Source organism: Photorhabdus africana, from assembly GCF_035181445.1.
GTDB classification, from domain to species: domain Bacteria; phylum Pseudomonadota; class Gammaproteobacteria; order Enterobacterales; family Enterobacteriaceae; genus Photorhabdus; species Photorhabdus laumondii.
Map to the genome: position 1 here is coordinate 58,863 of NZ_JAXBVE010000014.1, position 23,137 is coordinate 81,999.

The 23,137-nt window shown below is 44.6% G+C and carries 5 protein-coding genes; all 5 read right to left on the reverse strand.

Annotated elements, in window-relative coordinates:
- Genes SLS51_RS10150 through ectB form a run of 5 tightly spaced genes read right to left on the reverse strand, consistent with a single transcriptional unit; the run spans position 1 to position 22,370 of the window.
- Positions 1-9,831, reverse strand: a complete 9,831-nt coding sequence (locus tag SLS51_RS10150; protein WP_323837934.1) for a non-ribosomal peptide synthetase — start codon at positions 9,829-9,831, stop codon at positions 1-3.
- Positions 9,828-19,661 (reverse strand): non-ribosomal peptide synthetase, encoded by a 9,834-nt coding sequence (locus tag SLS51_RS10155; RefSeq protein ID WP_323837936.1) that lies wholly within the window; start codon positions 19,659-19,661, stop codon positions 9,828-9,830. The genes SLS51_RS10150 and SLS51_RS10155 overlap by 4 nt, the downstream gene beginning before the upstream one ends.
- Before the next feature lie 59 nt (positions 19,662-19,720).
- Entirely contained in the window at positions 19,721-20,176 is a 456-nt protein-coding gene (locus SLS51_RS10160; RefSeq protein WP_323837938.1) for a GNAT family N-acetyltransferase, read from the reverse strand.
- An 18-nt stretch (positions 20,177-20,194) separates the two neighbouring features.
- On the reverse strand, positions 20,195-21,043 hold the full coding sequence (locus SLS51_RS10165; protein WP_323837940.1) for a cupin-like domain-containing protein: 849 nt from the start codon (positions 21,041-21,043) through the stop codon (positions 20,195-20,197).
- Positions 21,044-21,059: 16 nt separating this feature from the next.
- Positions 21,060-22,370, reverse strand: a complete 1,311-nt coding sequence (gene ectB / locus SLS51_RS10170; protein WP_323837942.1) for a diaminobutyrate--2-oxoglutarate transaminase — start codon at positions 22,368-22,370, stop codon at positions 21,060-21,062.
- Positions 22,371-23,137 lie beyond the last annotated feature (767 nt).

The following is a 23,137-nucleotide window of genomic DNA, read 5'->3' on the forward strand; positions in this document are numbered from 1 at the left end:
TCACCACTCGGTTACCTCATATTCTTCCACTACAGCCCCAATTGACTTGTTACGTTGAATAACCATTTCTTTTTCAAGCCAATCACATAACTGCTCTAATTTTGATCGCTCAAACACGATCGCAATCGGTACGCCAACGGAAAATGCCTGTTCAATTCGAGAAATTAGCTTCATCGCTAATAAAGAATGACCACCTAAATCAAAAAAGCTGTCGGCCATGCTTACCCTGTCTTGTTGCAACAATCCCTGCCAAATTTTCGCAACGCTTTGTTCCAGTTCAGTCACCGGCGCGATGTATTTGGCTTTTACAAAGTTATCTGCTTCAGGTTGTGGAAGTCGGCTGCGATCCACTTTGCCATTGGTATTCAGCGGAAAAGCCGCCATCTGCACATACGCGGATGGCAACATGTAATCAGGTAAGTTAACCGATAAATAGGTTTTAATTTCGGATAAATCCAACGGGTTAGCCGCGATAAAATAAGCGATAAGCTGCTTATCACCGGCTTCTGTATCAATAGCAATGACTACGGTTCCGGTTATTCCATCGAACTTACTCAATTGGGCTTCAATGTCACCGAGCTCAATTCTGAACCCACGGATCTTGACCAGATGGTCATTGCGGCCAAAGTAGTTGATTTCACCGTTTCGATGAAAACTGGCTAAGTCCCCGGTTCGATATACTCGTTTCCCAAAAACCCAATCGCAATCAAGATAACGTTCTGCGGTAAGCTGGGGCTGCTGATAATAGCCTCTTGATAAACAGTCCCCTGCTAAATACAGCTCGCCGATGGCGCCCATCGGAACAGGCTGTAAATACTCATCCAAAATATAACCGGCCACGTTGGACAATGATCGGCCAATCGTCGGCAAATCCGGCCATGAAGCAGGTTCTCCCTGTAATGTTTTAGACGTTACGACATGAGTTTCCGCCGGGCCATAGTGGTTCACTAACTTACAGTGACGATGTGTCGTGAAAAACTGTCTGATGGCCGCCGTAATTTTGAGCCTTTCAGCGCTCGACACAATCACCCTTAATTCGGGAAACTGTAGCCCATTGACACCACTATATTCAGCCAGATTCTGTAATACGGCATAAGGTAAGTTCAGAACTTGAAGTTGCGACTGCTGGATCTGCTTCGCGAGCAGCCGAATATCCAACTGAGTCAATTTATCAATAAGCTGTACGGAACCCCCGGACAACAGCGGCATGAAGATGTCTTCAAAACTGAGATCAAAACCAATTGATGAGAATTGTAACCAACGGTTCGGCCCCGCAAGCGCTGGCTCAAGCTGGCTGATACCTTGTAATAAATTGCTCAGCGCCCGCTGCGGCATTTCAATCGCCTTAGGCTTACCCGTTGAACCTGAGGTATAGAGCACGTAACCAAGGTTATCCAGAGAATATTCGATTGCCAAATTGCTGGTTGGTTGGGCACCCAATATCTCTGCTGTGGAAGGGTCATCCAATAACACTATTTTCTGGCGTTTTACCGCAATCCTGTCATTCAAGGCGCAGGTCGTTACTAAGATCTCATCAGACAGATCACCAAGAATGATGTTTAAGCGTTCTGTCGGTAATGAGGTATCCAGCGGCACATAACCGGCACCCGTTTTTAAGATGGCGATAACAGTGATGACCATCTCAAAGGAGCGTTCAATAAACATCACGACGGGAGTATTCACTTTCGCCCCACGGTTCAGGAGATACTGCGCGAGTTGATTGGTTCGCTGATTTAACTCACGATACGTCATCGTCTCGCCAGCAAAATTCAACGCAATCTCATCAGGCGTCGCCTTAACTTGGGCTTCGAATCTATCAATCAGAGTTTGTGAGTTGTCATACGGGAATACCGTTTGATTTAATGAATACAGCAGGAACGCCCGCTCCTCAGCATCAAGGATGTCGAGTGACAATGCGGCAACCTGTTCCTGACTTTGTAAAGCAGCAACAAGTTGCCTGCTAGCGTTGATGAGATACGCCACCAAGCGTTCAGCATCAAATCGACTGTCGATTTGGGCTGCAACAGCAAAATCATCACCAAAATCGTCAATGGATAGGGTCATCGGGTAATTGGTACGTTCTTTTACATCAACTAATTCAATGCCGGTTTTTTGCCAAAGCTGGTTAAGCTCACTGGTCTCGCCACTCACTTCGGAGTGACGGTAATTCAAAATACTGTCGAATAAACGGCTAGAACCGGCCAATTTGCTACACTGTTCAGCAATCGCCGTCGGGACTTGCTCGAATTGCAGTAAGCTAGCCAGTTTCTGTTGCATTTCCTGCATTAACTGAGCAACGCTCAACTGACTCAAATCAACACGCAGTGGCAAGGTATTAACGAATAAACCAACGACTCGCTCAACATTATCAACACCCTGCAAGCGACCAGATAATACAGTACCGAATATGACATCTTTAGTGCCGCTGGTTTTTGCCAGAACCAATGCCCATGCCATGTGAAAAATGAGCGCCGGGCTTATCCGCCATGCAGAAGAAGAGCGACGAATCTGCGCGGATAAATCGGCAGGCAAGCCAACTTGGATTTCAGTGAATAAGTTATTGTCAACCATTCCACTTGTGATCCCAAAAGGCGCTGTGATTTCATCAACCCCAGCCAACTGCTCGGTAAAAAACTGCTGCGCCGCTTTGGTATCGGTTTTGCTGATCGCGTTTAAGACAAAATCCCGATAACTCAACGCCTCTGGCAGTGACTTTTCATCACCTGCCAAGATAACCAGCAACTCTTCTTGAATAATCTCCAATGACACATGATCACTTATCAGGTGATGCTCCTGCACCATAACATAGAACTGTTTTTGCTGACGGTCGATAAACCGGGTTACTCTGACCAACGGTGCCTGAGTAACATCCATCCATTGTTGTGACGGTTCCATAAACTGCGCTAACTGCTGCTGGATATCAACATCATCCCTCAAATCGATGTCAACCACCGGTAATGGCGCCGCTTTGTAGACAACCTGCACCGGTTCATCAATGCCTCTCCAAAAAATGCCGGTTCGCAGCGCATCATGCCGCTGTACTATTTTATCCAATGCGCTAATAAAGCCTTCCATCTCGGTGTTTGACGGAAATGAATACAGCATCGGCGTCACATAAAGGTCAGATTGCCCGCACATCATGTGATGGAATAAGATCCCTTCCTGTAATGGCGCCAAAGGATAAATGCCAACAATATTCTGCTCACCTCCCGGCGACTGAGATACGATCAAGGCCCGCTCAGTTTCCGACAGGGAAACCCTACTTTCCAGTGCTTCATGGGCTGTTAACGATGGTGATTCCTGCTCGATTGCCTGTAGTGGATTGTAAAGTTGTTTCGCCATATCCCGCAATTTCGGGTGCTCAAACAAGGCCCGAATATCCAATCGATAACCCTGCTTTTTAAGATGGGATAGCATCTTCATGCTCAACAACGAGTGTCCACCCAACTCAAAGAAATTGGCGACAGCACTAACTTGCGCCAATCCAAACAGTGTTCGCCAAATTTCAGCTAGCAATATCTCCTGTTCAGTGGTCGGAGCGATATATTCAATTTCCCCCTGAGCAACAAAATCTGGTTTAGGGAGCGCTTTACGATCCACTTTACGGTTGGCGGTAAGCGGTATCTCCTCTAGCACCACAAAGGCGGCGGGGACCATATAGCTCGGTAATTGCTGACTTAATAGGTGTCGAATCTCAGCAACTTTCTGCTGACCATCAAGGGTGATATAGGCCGCCAGATACTTGTGAGCCGGTTCATCCTCCCGAGCAATGACAACTGCATCACGAATTGTCGGCAGGTTGCGCAACCTTGTTTCTATCTCCCCTAACTCAATGCGGAATCCACGGATCTTAACCTGATGGTCATCACGCCCGTAATATTGAATATCCCCGGCCAGTGAGTAACGTCCTAAGTCGCCGGTTCGATAGAGCTTTGGATAGCGGCCTACAAAAGGATTATCAATAAATCGTTCACGGGTTAATTGCTCTTTGTTGATATAACCCCGCGCCACGCCGTCACCCGCGACACAAATTTCCCCAACAGCACCAAAAGGCACAAGCTGCTGGTTTTTGTCCAACAAGAAGATGGCCGTATTTTGAATTGGGCGCCCAATACTGAGGGTGTCTCCCTGAAAATCGGAGGCAATGCAAGTATTGACCGTGTATTCGGTTGGCCCATAAGCATTGACTAAACGGGGTAAATGCCCCAGGCGCCGGTGCCATGCAACCACTTTATCCGGCTTAATCTGCTCGCCTCCGACACTGATTTGGCGAATATGCTCCGGTACCAACACCGTCTCTTCACTGACCACTTCGTGCCAGAACGTGGTTGGCAAATTCACCGCGCTGATCTGGTATTCCCGGCACCTTTGCCAGAAAGTGGCGACATCCATCAACCAATCTTCACCACGTAAGACTAAAGTACTGCCATTACCAAGAGCACCAAATATCTCTTCGATAGACATATCAAAACTGAGCGCGGCAAATTGCAATACCCGATCCTGCTTTGAATAAAGATAGGCATCTGCAAGCCCCACCACCAGATTCACCAATGCCTGATGTTCAATCATCACACCTTTCGGCATGCCCGTAGAACCCGAGGTATAGAGAACATAGGCCAAGTGGCTAGAACACAAACCCAACTCAACGGCGGGAATATTATCGGTTGGAAGTTCGGCAAACGAGGTTGTCGTCACATCAATGCTAAATGGACTATTTTCAGGCAATAATTTCTGGTTATGGCTGTTGGTTATTACCATCAAAGGTTGTGCATCATCAATAATATAAGCAAGCCTTTCTTGCGGATAGGCAGGATCGAGCGGTAAATAAGCACTACCCGATTTCAAGATGGCAAGTACCGACACAATCATGTCAATACTTCGTTCAATACATATCGCAATCATTGAATCCGGTTTGGTGCCCTGAACAACCAAATAATGTGCCAACTGATTGGCTTTGGCATTAAGTTGCGCATAAGTCAACTGTTGGTCACCAAAGACCAACGCAATGGCATCCGGCGTTTGTTCAGCAAACGCTTCTATCCGCTCATGGATACATTGACTACGGTCATACTCTACTGTTGTCTGGTTCAAGCTGTGCAGCAGGTAATCCTGCTCTTCCGGCGGCAACAGATCCAAATTGCCAAGCTTTTCGGACGGAGAAACCACTATGCTCATCAACAAGGTGGTAAAACGTACCACCAGCCGCTTTATTGTCTCCTCTGCAAACAAATCCGTGTTGTACTCGAAATTAAACGTCAGACCTTCCTCTGTCTGGCTGGCATCCAGTGTCAATTCATACATCGCATTGCGGGTCTGTTCCGGCCTCGGACACAAACTGACCTCTTCCAATTGCAGCACCACACTGTCATTCGTATTCATAGAAAACATGATTTGGAACAACGGTGAATAACTGGTGCTGCGTTCCGGCTGCAACCGTTCCACTAATAATTCAAACGGGACATTTTGATGCCGCTGGGCAGACAGGTTTACCTCCCGGACCGATCTCAGGTAATCGATAAACGATTGTTCCAGCTCACACTCGCTGCGCAATACCAGCGTATTGATAAAACAGCCGATCAACGGCGTTAATGATGTCTGCAAACGGTTAGCTATCGGGGTTCCTACCACAATATCTCGTTGCCCGCTGTGACGACTGAGCAGTACCGTAAACGCCGCATGCAATACCATAAAAAGCGTGCAGCCCTGTGTCAGCGCCAGTTGCTGCAACCCTTTGCTAACCTCATGGTCCAAGCTAAATTCATAACTGCGGCCATGACTGGTCTGGTTGGCTGGTCGCCCGTAATCCAGAGGCAACCCGTGTACCGGGGGTAAATCCGACAACTGTTGCTGCCAATATGCTAACCCTGCCGCTAATTGAGCTTCTCCCTCTGGGCTGCGCTGCCAAACCGCATAATCGGCATACTGAATCTCCAGCGCCGGTAACGGGTTAGCCCGACCTTGACGATAAGCCCGGTACAAACTCGTCAATTCCTTAACCAGTACCCCCATTGACCAGCCATCAGAAGCGATATGATGCATGTTAAATAACAGCACACCTTGCTCCATCGAGGTGCTGATGTAGTGACAACGCACCATCACATCTTGTGCCAAGTCAAATCGGTAGGCCATTTCATGCTGAATGGCCTGTTCAATCCACGCTTCTTGCTCAGCTTTGCCTATGTCACTGATATCCGATTGAGCTATCTCAAACGACCACTCCGGCTTGATAATCTGCCAGATTCCATTTTCATCGCTGTGGTAAACAGTACGCAGTACTTCGTGCCGATCTATGATGGTTTGCAGGGCCAGATTTGCTGCCGCCAGTTCAAATTGACCACTTACCGTATAGGTTGACACCATGTTATAGGCGGTGCTATCACCGCCAAACTGCTCGATAAACCAGATCCGCTGTTGAGCATAAGATTGCGGTAATAAATTTGTCTTGCTTTCAATAATAGGAATTGTTTGATAACACTTATCCGACGCGGCATAAGGCACTCTCTCGGCAAGTAAGGCCACTGTTGCAGCTTCAAAGATATCTCTTACCTGTAAACAGCATTGAAACTGCTCATTAATCTTTGTGATCACCTTAGTCGCAATTAATGAGTGACCTCCAGCCATAAAAAAGTTGTCATCCCGGCCTATTTGCTCAATACCTAGCATTTCGCACCAAATAGCTGCTAGTGCTGCTTCTGTCTCACCGATAGGTGGCGTACTGGCTTTAACCGCAATATCACTGTCTTGCGGTGCCGGAAGCGCTTTGCGATCAATCTTGTTATTTAGCGTAAGTGGTAATGTTTCGAGCTGAATAATTGCCCGAGGCAACATATAGGCCGGCAATGTCTGTTCAAGATGTTGACGTAGCGCATCGATATCAATTTGTTGCTCGGCGACCACATAACCCGCCAGATACTGTTGTGTTTGCTGATCGTTTAGCGCCACCACAACAGAACGGGTTATCTGTGGAAACAGGTTAATCACCTGTTCAATTTCGCCAAGTTCAATTCGGTGACCCCGTAATTTCACTTGGTAATCATTTCTGCCCAAATAGACAAGTGAACCCTCGGTAGTGTAACGGACAAGATCACCCGTTTTATAAACCTTAGCGGTTAAACCGTCAGAGAAGGTCAGGTGAATGAATCGCTCAGCAGTCAGATCTGCTCGTTTAAAATAGCCTTCAGCAAGCCCATCACCGCCGATGTATAACTCTCCCACCGCCCCAAAAGGCACCGGCTTTAATTGTTCATCAAGTAAATAAATTGTGGTGTTATTTAGCGGTAACCCGATAGTAACAAGTTGCTGCTCAAGCAATTGTGCATCCAGTTTCGCAATGGTTGACCAAACCGTGGTTTCCGTCGGTCCGTACATATTCCAGAGCGCGTGGCCTTTGCTCAATAATGCCGTTGCTGTTGCTAATGGCAACGCCTCGCCGCCACTGATCATTTTTAACGATGAGCGCCCCTGCCAACCTGATTCAAGCAACATATTCCAAGTCGTTGGCGTGGCTTGTAACAGCGAAATGTTACGTTGTTCGAGTAGTGCAATCAGCCTGGCGGGATCAGTCACATCCGGCGGCGCCGCCACTACACAAGCGGCACCAGACAGCCAAGGCAGATAGAGCTCTAACACTGCAATATCAAAGGAAATTGTCGTGATGGCTAAAATATTGTCCTGTGCCACGCACTGCAAGTGATCTTGCATTGCGATCAAGAAGTTATTAACCGCAGAGTGGCTGACCATCACACCTTTGGGCTTGCCCGTAGAGCCCGAGGTGTAAATCACGTAGGCCAGCGCAGATGCAGCTAACCCAATCGACTGTTTAGGAATATTTGTGGTGGGTGATTGGCTAAAGTCAAGGTGATCCAGTAAGCAGGTTAATTCCGCAAAACCGACTAATCGTGATGCACATTCGCGGTTACTTATAAGACATTGTGGCTCCGCATCGTTCAGCATATACCCCACTCTGTCGGCAGGAAAGCTGGGATCAACCGGAATATACGCAGCCCCGGCTTTCATCACGGCCAATAGTGCGGTAACCATGTCGATGCCCCTGTGCAACAACACAGCAACTCGTCCACCCGTTGAAACGCCCTGAGCTCTTAATTGATGCGCTAACTGATTAGCGCGGGCATTGAGTTGCGCATAAGTCAACTGTTGGTCGCCAAAGATCAGCGCAATGGCATCCGGCGTTCGTTCAGCAAATGCTTCTATACGCTCATGGATGCATTGGCTACGGTCATACTCTACTGCGGTCTGGTTCAAATTGTGCAGCAGGTAATCCTGCTCTTCCGGCGGCAACAGCGTCAAATCGCCAAGCTTTTCGGTCGGAGAGGCCACTATGCCCATCAGCAAAGTCGTAAAACGCGCCGCCAGCCGCTTTATTGTCTCCTCTGCAAACAAATCCGTATTGTACTCGAAACTAAAAGTCAGACCTTCCTCTGTTTGCTGGGCTTCTAACGTCAACTCATACATCGCATTGCGGGTCTGTGCTGACCGCGGCTGCAAACTTACCCCTTCCAGTTGCAATTCCACACGGTCATTCGTATTCATAGAAAACATGATTTGGAATAACGGTGAATAACTGGTGCTGCGTTCCGGCTGCAATCGCTCCACTAATAACTCAAATGGGACATTTTGATGCCGCTGGGCAGTCAGGTTTATCTCGCGGACCGAACCCAGGTAATCGATGAATGATTGTTCGAGATCACACTCGCTGCGCAACACCAGCGTATTCATAAAGCAGCCTATCAACGGCGTTAATGATATCTGCAAACGGTTAGCTACCGGAGTTCCTACCACAATATCCCGTTGCCCGCTGTGGCGACCGAGCAGTACCGTAAACGCCGCATGCAATACCATAAAAAGCGTGCAACCCTGTGCCAGCGCCAGTTGCTGCAACCCTTTGCTAACCGCGTTGTCCAGTCTAAATTCATCACTGCCGCCATGACTGGTTTGATTGGTTGGTCGCGCGTAATCCAGAGGCAACCCGTGTACCGGAGGTAAATCCGACAACTGTTGCTGCCAATATGCTAACCCTGCCGCTAACTGAGCTTCTCTCTCTGGGCTGCGCTGCCAGACCGCATAATCGGCATACTGAATCTCCAGCGCCGGTAGCGGGTTAGTCCGGCCTTGGCAATAAGCCTGATACAAGCTCACAAACTCTTTAACCAATATCCCCATCGACCAACCATCGGAAGCAATATGATGCATGTTAAACAACAACACGCCCTGCTTCATCGAGGTGCTGATATAGCGACAACGCACCATCACATCCTGTGCCAAATCAAATCGGTAGGTCATTTCATCCTGAATCGCCTGCTCAACCCACGCCTTTTGTCCGGCTTCGCCTCTATCATGGATATCTGATTGGGCTATCTCGAATGACCACTCCGGCTTGATAACCTGCCGGGTTCCATTTTCATCGCTGTGGTAAACAGTACGCAGCACTTCGTGCCGATCTATGATGGTTTGCAAGGCCAGATTCGCCGCCGCCAATTCAAATTCACCGCTTACCGTATAAGCTGACACCATATTGTAGGCGGTGCTCCCACCGCCAAACTGCTCGATAAACCAGATCCGTTGCTGTGAAGAACTTAGAGGCAACTCTTGGGTTCGAAGAGCCGGCTCAATCACCATTTCATTACCAGAGATATCCACTCTGTTTTTATCGAGAAAATCGATCAGCTCAGCTTTGTGTGCTTGAATCTTGGCTTTTAGTTCATCGGGGAAGTGCGCCCCCTTTATTAGCTTAAACCCTAACTTATTCTCTTTACTGAATAGCAATACACCCTGCTCATAAGCGTCTTTAACTAATTTAAACATGTCCATCATAACCACCCCTCTTCACCTGCCGTTTCAAGCTCACTTTGGATTTGCCCTTGTAATTGCTGATTGCAGATTAATTCTGCAAGTTCATGCAAGAGAGGTGTCTGGAAAACCTGCATAGCACCAAGCTCAATGACAAATGCCGCATTGATTTCCGTGACTAATTTGATTGCCAATAATGAGTGACCGCCGAGTTCAAAAAAGTCATCGTTACGCGATATTTGTCTGACATTCAGTATCCTTTGCCAAATTGCCGCCAAAGAGATTTCCGTTTCACCAACCGGTGCAATAAAATTATCGCTTTTATCATGCTCTGGATTAAGTTCAGGCAACCTCTTACGGTCAATCTTGCCATTAGGCGTCAACGGCCATTCTTCAACCACAACCATGACTGACGGTATCATGTAGTCCGGCAAGGATTTGGTTAATGCAGATTTGATACCCTGAATAAACTGAGTTTGAGCCTGCTGCCATTCTGCATTCTCATCCATCAGCTTATCCGATACCTGTTTGATATAGGCAACCAGTTGTTTATCACCTGCCCGGGTTGTCTTGACCAGCACCAGAGACGAGTTCACCCCGGCTTGCTGATTGAGTTGATACTCAATCTCACCCAACTCGATTCTGAAACCACGGATTTTCACCTGATCATCAATACGACCAGTGAACTCCAGATTACCGTCTGACAGGTAGCGCACCAAATCGCCAGTTCTATACAAACGCTCACTACTATTGGTATTGGCCGGATCATGAAATGGGTTGGCAACGAAACGTTCCTTCGTGAGTTCAGGACGATTGAGATAACCACGGGCTAAGCCCGCGCCGCCGATATAAAGCTCCCCCGTAGAGCCGTAAGGCACAAGTTGCTGCTCTTTATCCAAAATATAAGCCTGACTATTGCTAATGATCCTGCCAATAGCCGGTGTAGTGAGCACGGGAGAATCCAATTTCGCCCAAGTAGAATATGTCGTATCCTCTGACGGCCCATATAAGTTATAAACGGTTACACCTTGATTTTTCTCATATATTGCATTGACCAAATTTGCAGATAACGCCTCGCCAGCCAAATTAATTACCCGAGTACACGCCGGTATCGCATTTCGTTCAACCAGAGAGTTCATTGCCGAAGGTACTGTATTTATCAGAGTTACCTTGCAGTCAATGCCTTGATGTAGAACCAGAATGTCCTCAACAATACACGCCCGTGTCCCCGAGACTAAAGGTAAAAATAGTTCAAATATTGATAAATCAAAGTTCAGAGACGTTGACATGAGAACACAAGCAATGTCCTCCTTGGTATATTGCGAACGAGCCCAACTGAGCATGGCAATTGTATTACTATGCTCAATCATCACTCCTTTAGGTTTACCCGTTGATCCCGAGGTGTAAATCACATAGGCCAGATGACCGGCAGTCAACACCAATGCATGCTTATCCAGATTAGTGGTAGGGTAGTGGCTGTATGCCGTGCTGATTTGACCGCTCACACAGCCCAGATTATCTAATATCACCCGATGACCGTTGAAGTCTGACAGTACCTGCTCCAGATGTGATTGGATCAGCACCACCTCAAGCTGTGCATCTTCCAACATGTAACCCAGACGTTCCTGAGGATATCTTGGGTCCAGCGGCACATAAGCTCCCCCCGCTTTGAGGATCGCCAAAATGCCAATGACCATCTCCAGTGAACGCGTCACACATAAACCCACTCGCGTATCCGGCTCAATCGCGTGGCATTCCAACAGATAGTGCGCCAACTGGTTGGATTTTTCATTGAGCTGCCGGTAAGTCAATTGGCGCTCACCGCACTCCAACGCGACGTTATCGGGGTTTTCTTCGGCCTGTTGTTCAAACAGCTCATGGATACATTTGTTCTTTGGATATGCTACATAAGTATCATTGAGAGTATGCCGCAGGTACTCGATCTCCACATTTGACAGCATCGGCAAACTGGCAAGCGAAACCCGTGTATCGTCATCGGCCTTCGTCGCTTCGGCCAGCCCTATCAGTAAACGTGACAGGTGATCATTAAGCTGCTCAATATGTTCATGGCTGAACAAGCTGGTGTCATAGACCCAATGCAAATGCAGTCTATTTTCACTAATACTTAGGTCAATATTGAGATCAAACTTGGTTTGGATATGGTTCGGAGCTATTGAATTCAGCTTCATTCTCGGCAAGCTGAAGGTAACCTCGCCAACGTCACTAGTCAGTCCATAATCTGTATCGGTCGTCAACATGATTTGGAACAATGGCGTATAGGCTGTACTCCTTGTGACTTGTAACTGTTCAACCAATTGTTCAAACGGCACATCTTGATTGGCCTGAGCATCCAGATGCACCTGTTTGACATGAGAAAGGTAATCACTAAGCATCGCCTGCCGAGTATCCACTCGTAGTATCAAGGTGTTGACAAAGAAGCCAATCAGCGTTTCCAGCTCTGCCTGCAAACGGTTCGCCACTGGCGTGCCTATCACAATGTCATGGTTGTTGCTGTGACGAGATAGCAATAATGCCAATGCAGCATGGAACAGCATGAACGGAGTCAGTTGATGTTGTCTGGCTAAACTGACAAGTGCTTGCGTCGTGTCTTCCGGCAATGAACCTGTCACCACCGCACCTTGATGTTGCCTTATCTTCGGCCTCGGTCTATCCAGCGGCAAACCGTGTACGGGTGGTATCTCATCCAACTGCTGTTTCCAATAGCTGATCTGCGACGCTAAATACTCACTTTGCAACCTGTCACGTTGCCAAACTGCAAAATCAGCATATTGAATATCAAGTTCCTTTATTTCGACATTGTTCCCATTGCGTAAAGCATCATAACGAGCAACAAACTCATGGGTAAGAATATCTTCAGACCAACCGTCAGACGCAATATGATGAGCATTAAATAGCAATACGCCATTATTGGCTTGACGCTGAATAAAGGTGGCACGAATCATTAAATCGCGGCTTAGATCAAAAATTTGTTTAGCGTCTTTTTCCATTAATTCAGCTATATGCTGACTTTGTTGCTCCTTAGGCATACAGGTTAAATCAATATAATTAAGCGTCAGGTTTCTTCCAGATAAAATTTTCTGGAACGGTTTTCCGTCTTTCTTAATGTAGACCGTACGTAATATTTCATGACGTTCGATAATCTGATTAAGTACGAGTTCAGCTACGCCAACATCAAATTCGCCCTCAACAGCAAATGCAATCGGCATATTATATTCCGCACTACTTTGATCAATTTGGCTAAGAATCCACAAGCGTTCTTGCGCAAATGACAGAGGCAGTAATTCACCGGTTCGCGGCTGTTTGGCAATCGAATCCACTGTCGTCACCGTCCGCTGTTCAAGCATAGCCGCAAGCTCGGCAAGCGTTGGATGATCAAAAATAGCTTTAACGGCAATTTCCCGTCCAAGTTCCGCACGTATTTTTGAAATGACCCGAATGACCAATAAAGAGTGGCCGCCGAGGTAGAAAAAGTTGTCGTTTCGACTGACCCGGTTAACATTGAGTACTGATTGCCAAATAGCGGCTAATGCTCGCTCGATTTTGTTGGCAGGTTCAACCCACTCAACGTGATGATTCACCAAACAAGGTTTCGGCAATGCATGACGATTAATTTTATCCGCCGCATTCAATGGCATCTTATCCAGAATCTCGTAGTAGCCGGGGATCATATAATCCGGTACGTGATGGCTTAATCCCTGTTTAATGTTATTAATAATCTGCTCAACCTGAGCAATATTTGCAGTTAATACGAGATAAGCGACCAGGCAATTTTCACCTGTTCTGTCTTTATGAACGAGTACCGCGGCTTCCGCCACTTGGGGTAACTTCACCAAAGCCGACTCAACTTCCCCCAGTTCAACACGAAAACCACGAACTTTTACCTGATTATCGATACGCCCAATGAGTTCGAGATTGCCATTAGCGTTCCAATAACCTAAATCGCCGGTGCGATAAAGTCGGGTCCCATGCCCGTTCATGGTGTGGAAGGGGTTATCTTTAAAACTTTCTGCGGTTTTTTCCGGTTTATTCCAATAACCTTTGCCCACCCCCACACCGGACACGCACAATTCGCCAATAACATTCGTCGGCAGAATTTGCATATGTTGATCCAGAACATACATGGTTAGGTTTGGCAACGGCTTGCCTATAGGAATATTTTTAACCTGCTCTGCTAGCGGTTTATCAATAATAAAATAGGTAATATCGTCCGATGCTTCGCTAGGTCCGTAACCATTCATCACCGGAATCTCAGGGTAATATTGCAACCAACGATTAACCAAAGGCACAGGACAAGGTTCAGCAATAATCATTAACCATTTCAGATTCGGCAATGGCGTTGCTACCCCACCCTGACTCAGCAAATGTTCTAACAATATTTTCAACACAGACGGCGCGGTTTGAATCAGATGAATTTGTTCGTCTTGCAACACACGAACATATTCAGGCAAATCCATCGCATCAGGCAGTATGACTGTTTTACCCCCACTTAACAAAGGCGCCAGAAATTGCCACACAGAGACATCGGAAGAGGAAGCGGCACTTTGTAGAAAATTACGCGATAACAGTTGGTTATTACGCCCCATAAAACCGAGAACATCAAATTCGGCAGCAATATGATTCAAAGCTCCGGCATGGTGCACCAACGCGCCTTTAGGTTTGCCAGTAGAACCGGAAGTATAAATCATATAAGCCAGATCATCAGGATAACACTCCACCTCTGGGTGAGTATTTGGGTAATGCTCCAATAAGGGCCAGTCCACATCCAACCGAAAACGTTTCTGACCATTGAAGGTTAACCCATTTAAATGGCTTTGAGTTAAAACCACATTAACCCCAGAGTCAGCCAACATATATGACAAACGCTCAGGAGGATTAGTGGGGTCCAAAGGAACGTAAGCAGCGCCGGCTTTCATAATGCCAAGTATGGCAATGACAAACTCAATGGAGCGTTCGGCATAGATAGCAACAATATGATTGCGTGCCACACCTTGTGCTATCAAGTAGTGAGCAAGCTGATTAGCGCGCTGATTAAGTTCAGCATAAGTGATGCGATTTGTATTACATACAGCAGCAATGGCCGCCGGTGTTTTTACTACCTGATGTTCAAAGTGTTGATGAATCGCCACTGTTTTATCATAAGCAACGACAGGGCTGTTAAATTCGTTAATAATCCGCTGCTGTTCGCTAATAGGCGTTATGGATAATGTCAGCAATGGTGTTTGCGGAGCTTGACCAAGCGCATGAATAACGGCTTCCAATGCTGTTCTTATATAAGTCAGAACATTATCCGCCCCGACTGGTGACTCAACATGAACTTGTATGATGAAATCATCATCGAGTTGCTCAACGCCCATTTCTAACGGATAGTTGGTGTACTCTTGAGTGCCTATCATTTCAAAATGATGGCTTTGGTTGGCAACCGCTAATTCGCTTTTATGACTGAAATTCAACAAACTGGTAAACAAGGGCGTGCCACCGGGCAACGCGCTGTAACGCAACGCCTCGGAAAGCGGAAAATGCTCATAGTCGGCTAATTCAATAAGCTCATCATGAATCTGTTTTAATGCTTCGCTTACCGACAAATCCGCCAAATTAATGCGTATAGGCAACAAATTGATCAACATGCCCAGAATACGATCGCTACCACGAATAGCTTGCTGTCGTCCTGACATCATGGAGCCAAAAACAACATCGGATTTACCGCTGCATTTGGCAACCACCAACGCCCAAGCCAAATAAAAAATATTCGCAGCACTGATACGGTGTTGAATAGACAAGCCAATAATCTGTTGCGCTAAACGCGGACCGACCAATTCTCTGGCAGTCTCTATTTTCAATCCGTCGTTATAAACATCTAATAACCCGAAAGGCGCGGTGGTTTCAGCAACATCAGACAATTTAGCTTTAAAGTAATCAACACCGCTATTGGATTGATTAGCTCTTAACGAATGAGCAACAAACTCACGATATTGAACCGGCGTAGGCAATAATACATTGGGATCTTCAAGCAAAGCGTACATTTCTGCAATTTGCAATAAGACAGAAATATGATCACTTAATAAATGATGTTGCTTTAATAGTAGAAAACACGCATCGCTCTTCGCATCTTTAGCCGCAATCGCTTGCATCATAGGCGCACGATCCAGCTTCATATGGTGATGTTCTATAGCCGATAATTCTGCCAACGTTTCCAATGCTGAGAAACCTGGAGCAATAGTTTGCCATTGTAAAGGAACCGAAGCGGTTCGATGAACAACCTGAACCGGCGAGGTTAAATCATGCCAATGAATAGAGGTGCGGAAAATATCATGACGCGCCACTATCTTATCAAGCGTATGTAGAAATGCTGTCAGCTTTTGCTCATTAGTAAACTTTATTAGAATGGGAATGATATAAGTATCATGCTCTTCATTCATTCGATGGTGAAAGAAAATACCTTCCTGCAACGGTGATAATGGATAAATATCTTGTATGTTATTGGCACCACCCTCAACTTGTTGGCAAATAATGGCGATCTCTTTTTCATTCAAAATCACCAGATCCAACATATCAGGCGTGATATGTTCAACATGCTCTGCAAGCCTGTTAACCGCCATCTCTTGGTGGGTTAACGTTTCCTCATCCTTACGGACACAAGATAAATGTAATGCCAGTTCTGCCAGCGTGTTAGTTCGGTAAATCGCGCGCATAGGCAGTTCATAACCACGCTGAGCCAACTCTGCTCGCATTGACATAATTAATAAAGAGTGACCACCCAGAGCAAAAAAGTTGTCATGGCGGCAGACTTTATTTAAAGCTAATAGCGATTGCCACAGTTGTGCTAATACCCGCTCGGCTTCGCCTTCAGGGGCAACAAATTCCTGCTGACTATAATCTTGTTTTTGTGGTAGCGGTAATTGCTTAAAATCTAATTTGCCGTTTTGTGTCAGGGGTAATTTTTCTAACTGCACAACGGCAACAGGCAACATGTAATCAGCCAGTTTGCTCTTCATCGCCAGACGAATAGCATTAATATTGATGGTTCCTTCAGCAACAACGTAAGCAATTAATTGCAGTCGATCATCAGAGCCAAGCTGTCGAGGATAGACAACCGCCTCATGAATGCCGGGATAATCCATTAATTGATTGCTGATTTCTTCCGGCTCAATACGAAAACCGTTTATTTTTACTTGGTTATCATTACGCCCAATAAACTCTAAATTACCATCGGGTAACTGACGTACGATATCTCCGGTGCGGTAAAGTCGCCCCGGACCAAAAGGATTAGCCACAAAGTACTTCGCGCTATCTTGTTCACGATTAAGATAGCCACGTGTTACACCTGTTCCACCAATATATAATTCCCCCTGAAACCCTAAGGGGACACTTTTTAAATTCGTATCTAATATATACAGTTGGGTGCCATAATTCGCTTTACCAATGGGAATCATCGCCGTGACATCAGCCAAGGATGTCATGCAGTAAGCAGATGCGGTTACGGTGGTTTCGGTCGGGCCGTATGTGTTGATAAGTTCGATAGCAGGACCCTGCTCGAACCATTCGCGAGCACTCACGGATTTAACCATTTCGCCACCTAAGATCACTAAACGTAGTGAAGAATCAATAGGTTGACGACTGTAATTCACCAGTTGATGCCAAAAAGCGGTAGGTAAACTGGTCACCGAAATTTCATGGTGTCGGCAAAATGCCCAAAATGCATCAAAATCGTAATGAATATCATCAGCTCGTAATACCAGAGTGCCGCCGTTGCATAAAGAGCCGAAACACTCTTCCACGGAAATATCGAAGCTGACCGAAGAAAACTGCAAAAACTTATCATGTTCAGTCAGTCTATAAGACGCTGTAATGTGTGCGACAAAATGACTCAACTGCTTATGTTCAACCATCACCCCTTTGGGCTGCCCCGTTGTGCCGGAGGTATAAATCACATAAGCCAGATGTTCCAACTGCAAGCCAATATTGCTTGCAGATATGTTTGCCACAGAACGCAGAGCCAAGTGTTCATTAAGCTGAGCATCATCAAGCAATAGTGTTGTGATCTTGCATGCTGCGAATCGATGTGCAATGGAAGAGACTGTGATGCAAACAACAGGTTCAGCATCGGTCAGCATAAACTGCAAACGACCATCGGGATAATCGGGGTCCATCGGTACATAAGCCGCTCCGGCTTTCAGCGTCGCCAACATCGCCACGATCATCTCGCTCGAACGCGGCAAGCAAATCGCGACACGGCTATCAGGCCGAACCCCCTGCTCAATTAAATAGTTAGCTAACTGATTGGCTTTATTGCTCAATGTGGCGTAAGACATGTGTCGTTCGCCATCCACGATAGCAATGGCATCAGGATGCCGTTTTGCATATTGCTCAATTTGCTCATGCACTAATGTGATGGTCGGACAGACAGGTTTTTCTCCTGTCACAGCAGATTGACTTAGATTCCACAACGCCTGTTCAACGCCTTTACTCACCAGATCAAGTGAAGTTAATAACGCTTCAGGCTGTGCAACCATTTGTTCAACCAAGGTCATAATGCTTTGCAATAAATGTTCAGCCTGATGTGACGAGAAGTAATCATGACGATAATCGAGTTGGAGCTGAGTGCTTTGCTTATCACCGTAATCACATAATATAACGGTGAGAGGAATATCTTCACGCCCATGACTAAGGTAATGAGTCTCCGTATCCAAGCCACTAGCACTGAAATCAAAATCAATCTGTTGATAGTTAAAAGCAATATCAAAAAGACGTTCACGACCTTGAGCACGTAAAGACAAATCCTTATATAAGGCACTCGAAGGATAAGAGCGATAACGATAGCTACTTTTTATCGTACGTGCTGTCATTGCCACTGATTCGGCCACCGACATCTGCTCATTTTGCACGCACATTACCGGTAGCATCGATATAAACGACCCAACCATATTGCGTTGAGCTGATGTAGTACGATTATGTAAAGGCGTCCCGATGAGGACGCCATCACTTTGGTTGATACGGTTTACCAGAGAAGCAATAGCTGTGATAAAAAGTGGCGATATGGGTAAATTGCACTGACTCGCCTTGGTTAAAAATGACTGATATCTATCAGGTTTGATAAAGTATACAAGCCTGCTATTTTTTCTTGAATCGGCAGTTCCAAAGCCTTCTTTCCGACATTGGAAAGGCACATCCGGCAAGCGGTGGAGCAACGCTTTCCAGTACTTAGCTGCCTTTGCGAATTGCTGACTATAATTCTCCGGTAACGGTTGTGCAGCAAGATCAAGAAACCGTACTCCCGTGTTTTCTTTAGGCATATTTCCCAGCGCCAACTGCCGGTAGGCGTCGAAAATACTTCGAAACCAGTTAGCATAACCGACACCATCAATGATGATGTGGTGAGAAATAAAGTATAGCCAGAAACGATTTGTCGCCAACTGAATTAAGCCGACTCGATAAAGCACATCCTGTGCTAAATTAAATGGCTCAGAGAATATCCGTTGAACAATAGCCAAGGCTTTAGATTCCGCCTCTTCTTCACCCGAAAGATCTAAATGAGACAGTTCAAAGTGATGGTCTTGAACAATATGAGCAAACTCAACTGTACCTTTTAACGCATCCGAATCAATATGATGCGGCATTGAGTACTTATCGACTATTGAACATCGAAGTACAGCATGTTCTTGGATAGTGTGTTTTATGGCGCATTCGAGATTCTTTATATTAATAGATTGTTTAATCTCAACATAACCACCTATATTGAATGCTGCGGTATCCTCTCTATTTATATGATCAAGATAAATTTCCTTTTGCTGTTGATTTAGTGGAATAACAAGCTGTTCAACTTTATCTAGAAACATACTATAATCCCTTTGAAAGATGTCATTTTTAGTTTTTATTATTTACAAGCTCATTAAAATCATCTCCTCACAATAATTTCAGCTAGCATTTCCTCATATTCATCATAATAACCGACTTCTATAAAGCCAAAACGTTGATAAAATGATTTATGACGTTCGCTAGTTTCGTCATAACAGACAGTAATCCTGTGACAATCAGGCTGCTGTTTCATTTCATCCAGCAATAACTGCATCGCCGCGCCGCCAATACCTTGGTTTTGGTAAGACTTATCAATCATCATTCGATACAGATTATATTCGTTGGGTTTGCCTTCATTAACGCAACGTTCATACATTGCAAAACCAACGACCTCTTCGTCATAGCAGATCACTCTTGCTCTACAATATTCATTAAAATGTGATTCAACAATTGACTCTGAGTTTGGTGCGACGAAAACTTCTTGTCCAGGTTCAACTTCAAGAGACATTACATCCTCATAGTTGTCTTTATCGACATCAATCAAAGATACTTTCATAATTAACCTATTTACTTTTTAAGAAATATAATTAAGATACGGACGGTAATTTTCGAAAAAACTTTCACGCTTCATTAATCCCAAAAGTCCACATAAACTTAGCCAATTGTAATACAGATTTTCACGTGGCATTTTTTCTTTAATGCTCTTAAAACTTACAAGGGCTGAAGTTCGAGTATGAAAATCGATATTAAAAGAAATACTATCCGTCAACGTTCTTACATGATGAAGCATACCCGCTGGCATGATTAATATATCGCCTTCATGCACCTCAATTGTGGATTTGTTTATCTCACCCACATTCTGAATTTCAGGATTATACTCAAACCAGCGCCACCCTCGACGAGAACAAGCATCTCTTTTTTCCCAAGGAATAAAAGAGAATCTTTTGCTTCCCTTTATCTGAAAAAATAGATTGTTTGTTCTTAAAGTATCAAAATGCAGTGGCGTTATAGCGCCGGCTGGAGACATAAAAAATTGAACAAATTTCCACCATTCATTTCGGTAAAGCTTTGGCAAAATAGTTAGCGGAAAATCACTAACGTCATCAAGTAACTGCTGAGCTTGTAAAAAGATAGGGATGTCATGACAATAGGGAATATCGCTCCCCATCTCCCCTTTTTTATATGCATTCAGAATTTCTAAATAACGATACATTTTAGCTTGCTCAGAACGCACGCCATTTGCATCAAAAAATTTGATCACAACGTCAATTTGAGGACACTTATCTTGAAAGTATTCAGAATTCCATTGTCTTATCGCTGGCCAGTCTTGCAATAAACCTCGGTAAACAATTGCGTATCCCCGAGCAAGTGTGTGATGAAATTCAAGCTGATTAAACTTAGTAAGTTCTACTACACGGCTCATAATTCTACACTCCCAGCTAATAATGGCTGCTAACCGATAACCTTTGGAATTCACTTTCGCAGTTATTACTATTCCTCGATTTTAAACTGGCGAGAGCCTGTTCTATAATATTCAGTCCTTTTACAAGTGTGTTTTCGTCAATGGTCAAGGCAGGCATCAATTTCAACACTTCATCATTGGGGCCACACAACTCCACAATCAAACCATTTTCAAAACAATGCTTCACCAAATACTGTGTTAATGAGGAATCAACCATTTCTATACCTTGCATGAATCCAATCCCTTTAACTCGCAGTACAAATTCATGATACTCTTTAGCCAAAGAGTTCAAGTAAGTTCGAATTAATTCAGCCTTATGCTGAATGACCTTCTGAAAAGAGCTATCACCCCAATATTCATTTAACATCGCTTTTGAAGCAACAAATGCTAAGTTATTACCTCGAAATGTGCCGTTGTCTTCTGCCGGTTTCCACACATCGATATCGGGAGAAATAAGCAGTAAAGACATAGGCAGCCCAATACCGCCAATAGATTTGGAAAGACAAACTAGGTCAGGTTTAATATTTGCTCGTTCAAAACTAAAGAATGTTCCGGTACGACCACAACCAGATTGAATGTCATCAACGATTAATAGAATATTGAACTCTTCGGTGAGTTTTCTCAACGCCCTCAACCATTCAACAGAAGCAACATTTAATCCGCCTTCTCCTTGTACAGTCTCAAGAATTACCGCAGCGGGAAGATCAACCCCTGAACTGGAATCAGTCAGTAACTTTCTAAAATACCCTATATAATCAAATTCTCCGTCGATATAGCCATCAAATGGTAAGCGCGTAATTTGAGAATATAATCCAGGTTGGCGGTGATGTTGACTACCGGTTAAACTGAGCGACACCCCGGTCATTCCGTGAAAGGCGTTGGTAAAACAAACAACATTTTCTCTTCTTGTATACTTTCTTGCTAATTTTACCGCAGATTCAATGACGCTCGTGCCCGTAGGGCTGGTAAATTGTAAACGATATTCAAGCTGTCTCGGTTTCAAAATCTTATCAACAAATGTCGATATAAACTCCATTTTTGCTTCCGAGTATAAATCAAGCCCCATAATAATACCATCATCTTGAATATACTTAAAAATTTGTTGTTTTATGATTGTATTATTATGTCCATAGTTCAACGCACCAGCGCCACATAAAAAGTCAATGTAACTTTTACCATCTATATCGATTAAGGTAGAACCTATACCCTTTCTAAATATTACGGGAAATCTACGGCAATATGAACGAGCTTCAGACTCATAATTATTAAATATTTCTTCTATTTCCATAATAACTCCACAGTAATCCAGATAAAAGCTAGATTGATTTAAGTCGGAGCAACCTGTTTATATTGAAGCAATCATAATATAATAACTAAAAAAGCTATTTCTGTTGTAACTTTATTATTATAATCTTTAGTTTATACCCGTCATCTTTCAAGTTGCCTCTTTGTTGGCTGCACTCACTCACCCCAGTCACATAGTTATCTATGCTCCCGGGGATTCGCTCCCTTGCCGTCGCGATGCATCTTGAAATCCATAGGGTATATTTCTAATATTTTTTTATTCCATAATACCATTTTTAAATCCACTACGGTTATAACCGCGTTCAAATTACAGTCAATTAACATTGTGTTATTTAATTTTCCACTTCGATATATGTTGGCAGATAATAGCCAACCAACTTATGTTAAATCAAAAGTAAAATACATCTTGAAATAATTGTTTATATTTAAAGTACAAAGGAACGTTAACATAGGCTGAACATTAACACAAACAAAACACTAATAAAAGCAAACACTAATCAAAAAAACGAATATACCCGTCATCTTTCAAGTTGCTTCTTTGTTGGCTGCACTCACTCACCCCGGTCACATAGTTTGCTATGCTCCCGGGGATTCGCTCCTTTGCCGCCGCGATGCATCTTGAAATCCATAGGGTATATATTAGAAAGAAACTCTTGGAGTTAATTAACAAGCGTTATAGTTGTGCTAAACAAACAAAACCATTCAAATATTCAAATTTCACTTTTCTCGTTAGAAAATCAACAAGGAAAA

Bases quoted from the DNA above. Each gene is read 5' to 3' on its own strand.
- SLS51_RS10150 (WP_323837934.1), bottom strand. From the start codon at position 9,831: ATGATGGACATGTTTAAATTAGTTAAAGACGCTTATGAGCAGGGTGTA.
- SLS51_RS10155 (WP_323837936.1), bottom strand. From the start codon at position 19,661: ATGTTTCTAGATAAAGTTGAACAGCTTGTTATTCCACTAAATCAACAG.
- SLS51_RS10160 (WP_323837938.1), bottom strand. From the start codon at position 20,176: ATGAAAGTATCTTTGATTGATGTCGATAAAGACAACTATGAGGATGTA.
- SLS51_RS10165 (WP_323837940.1), bottom strand. From the start codon at position 21,043: ATGAGCCGTGTAGTAGAACTTACTAAGTTTAATCAGCTTGAATTTCAT.
- ectB (WP_323837942.1), bottom strand. From the start codon at position 22,370: ATGGAAATAGAAGAAATATTTAATAATTATGAGTCTGAAGCTCGTTCA.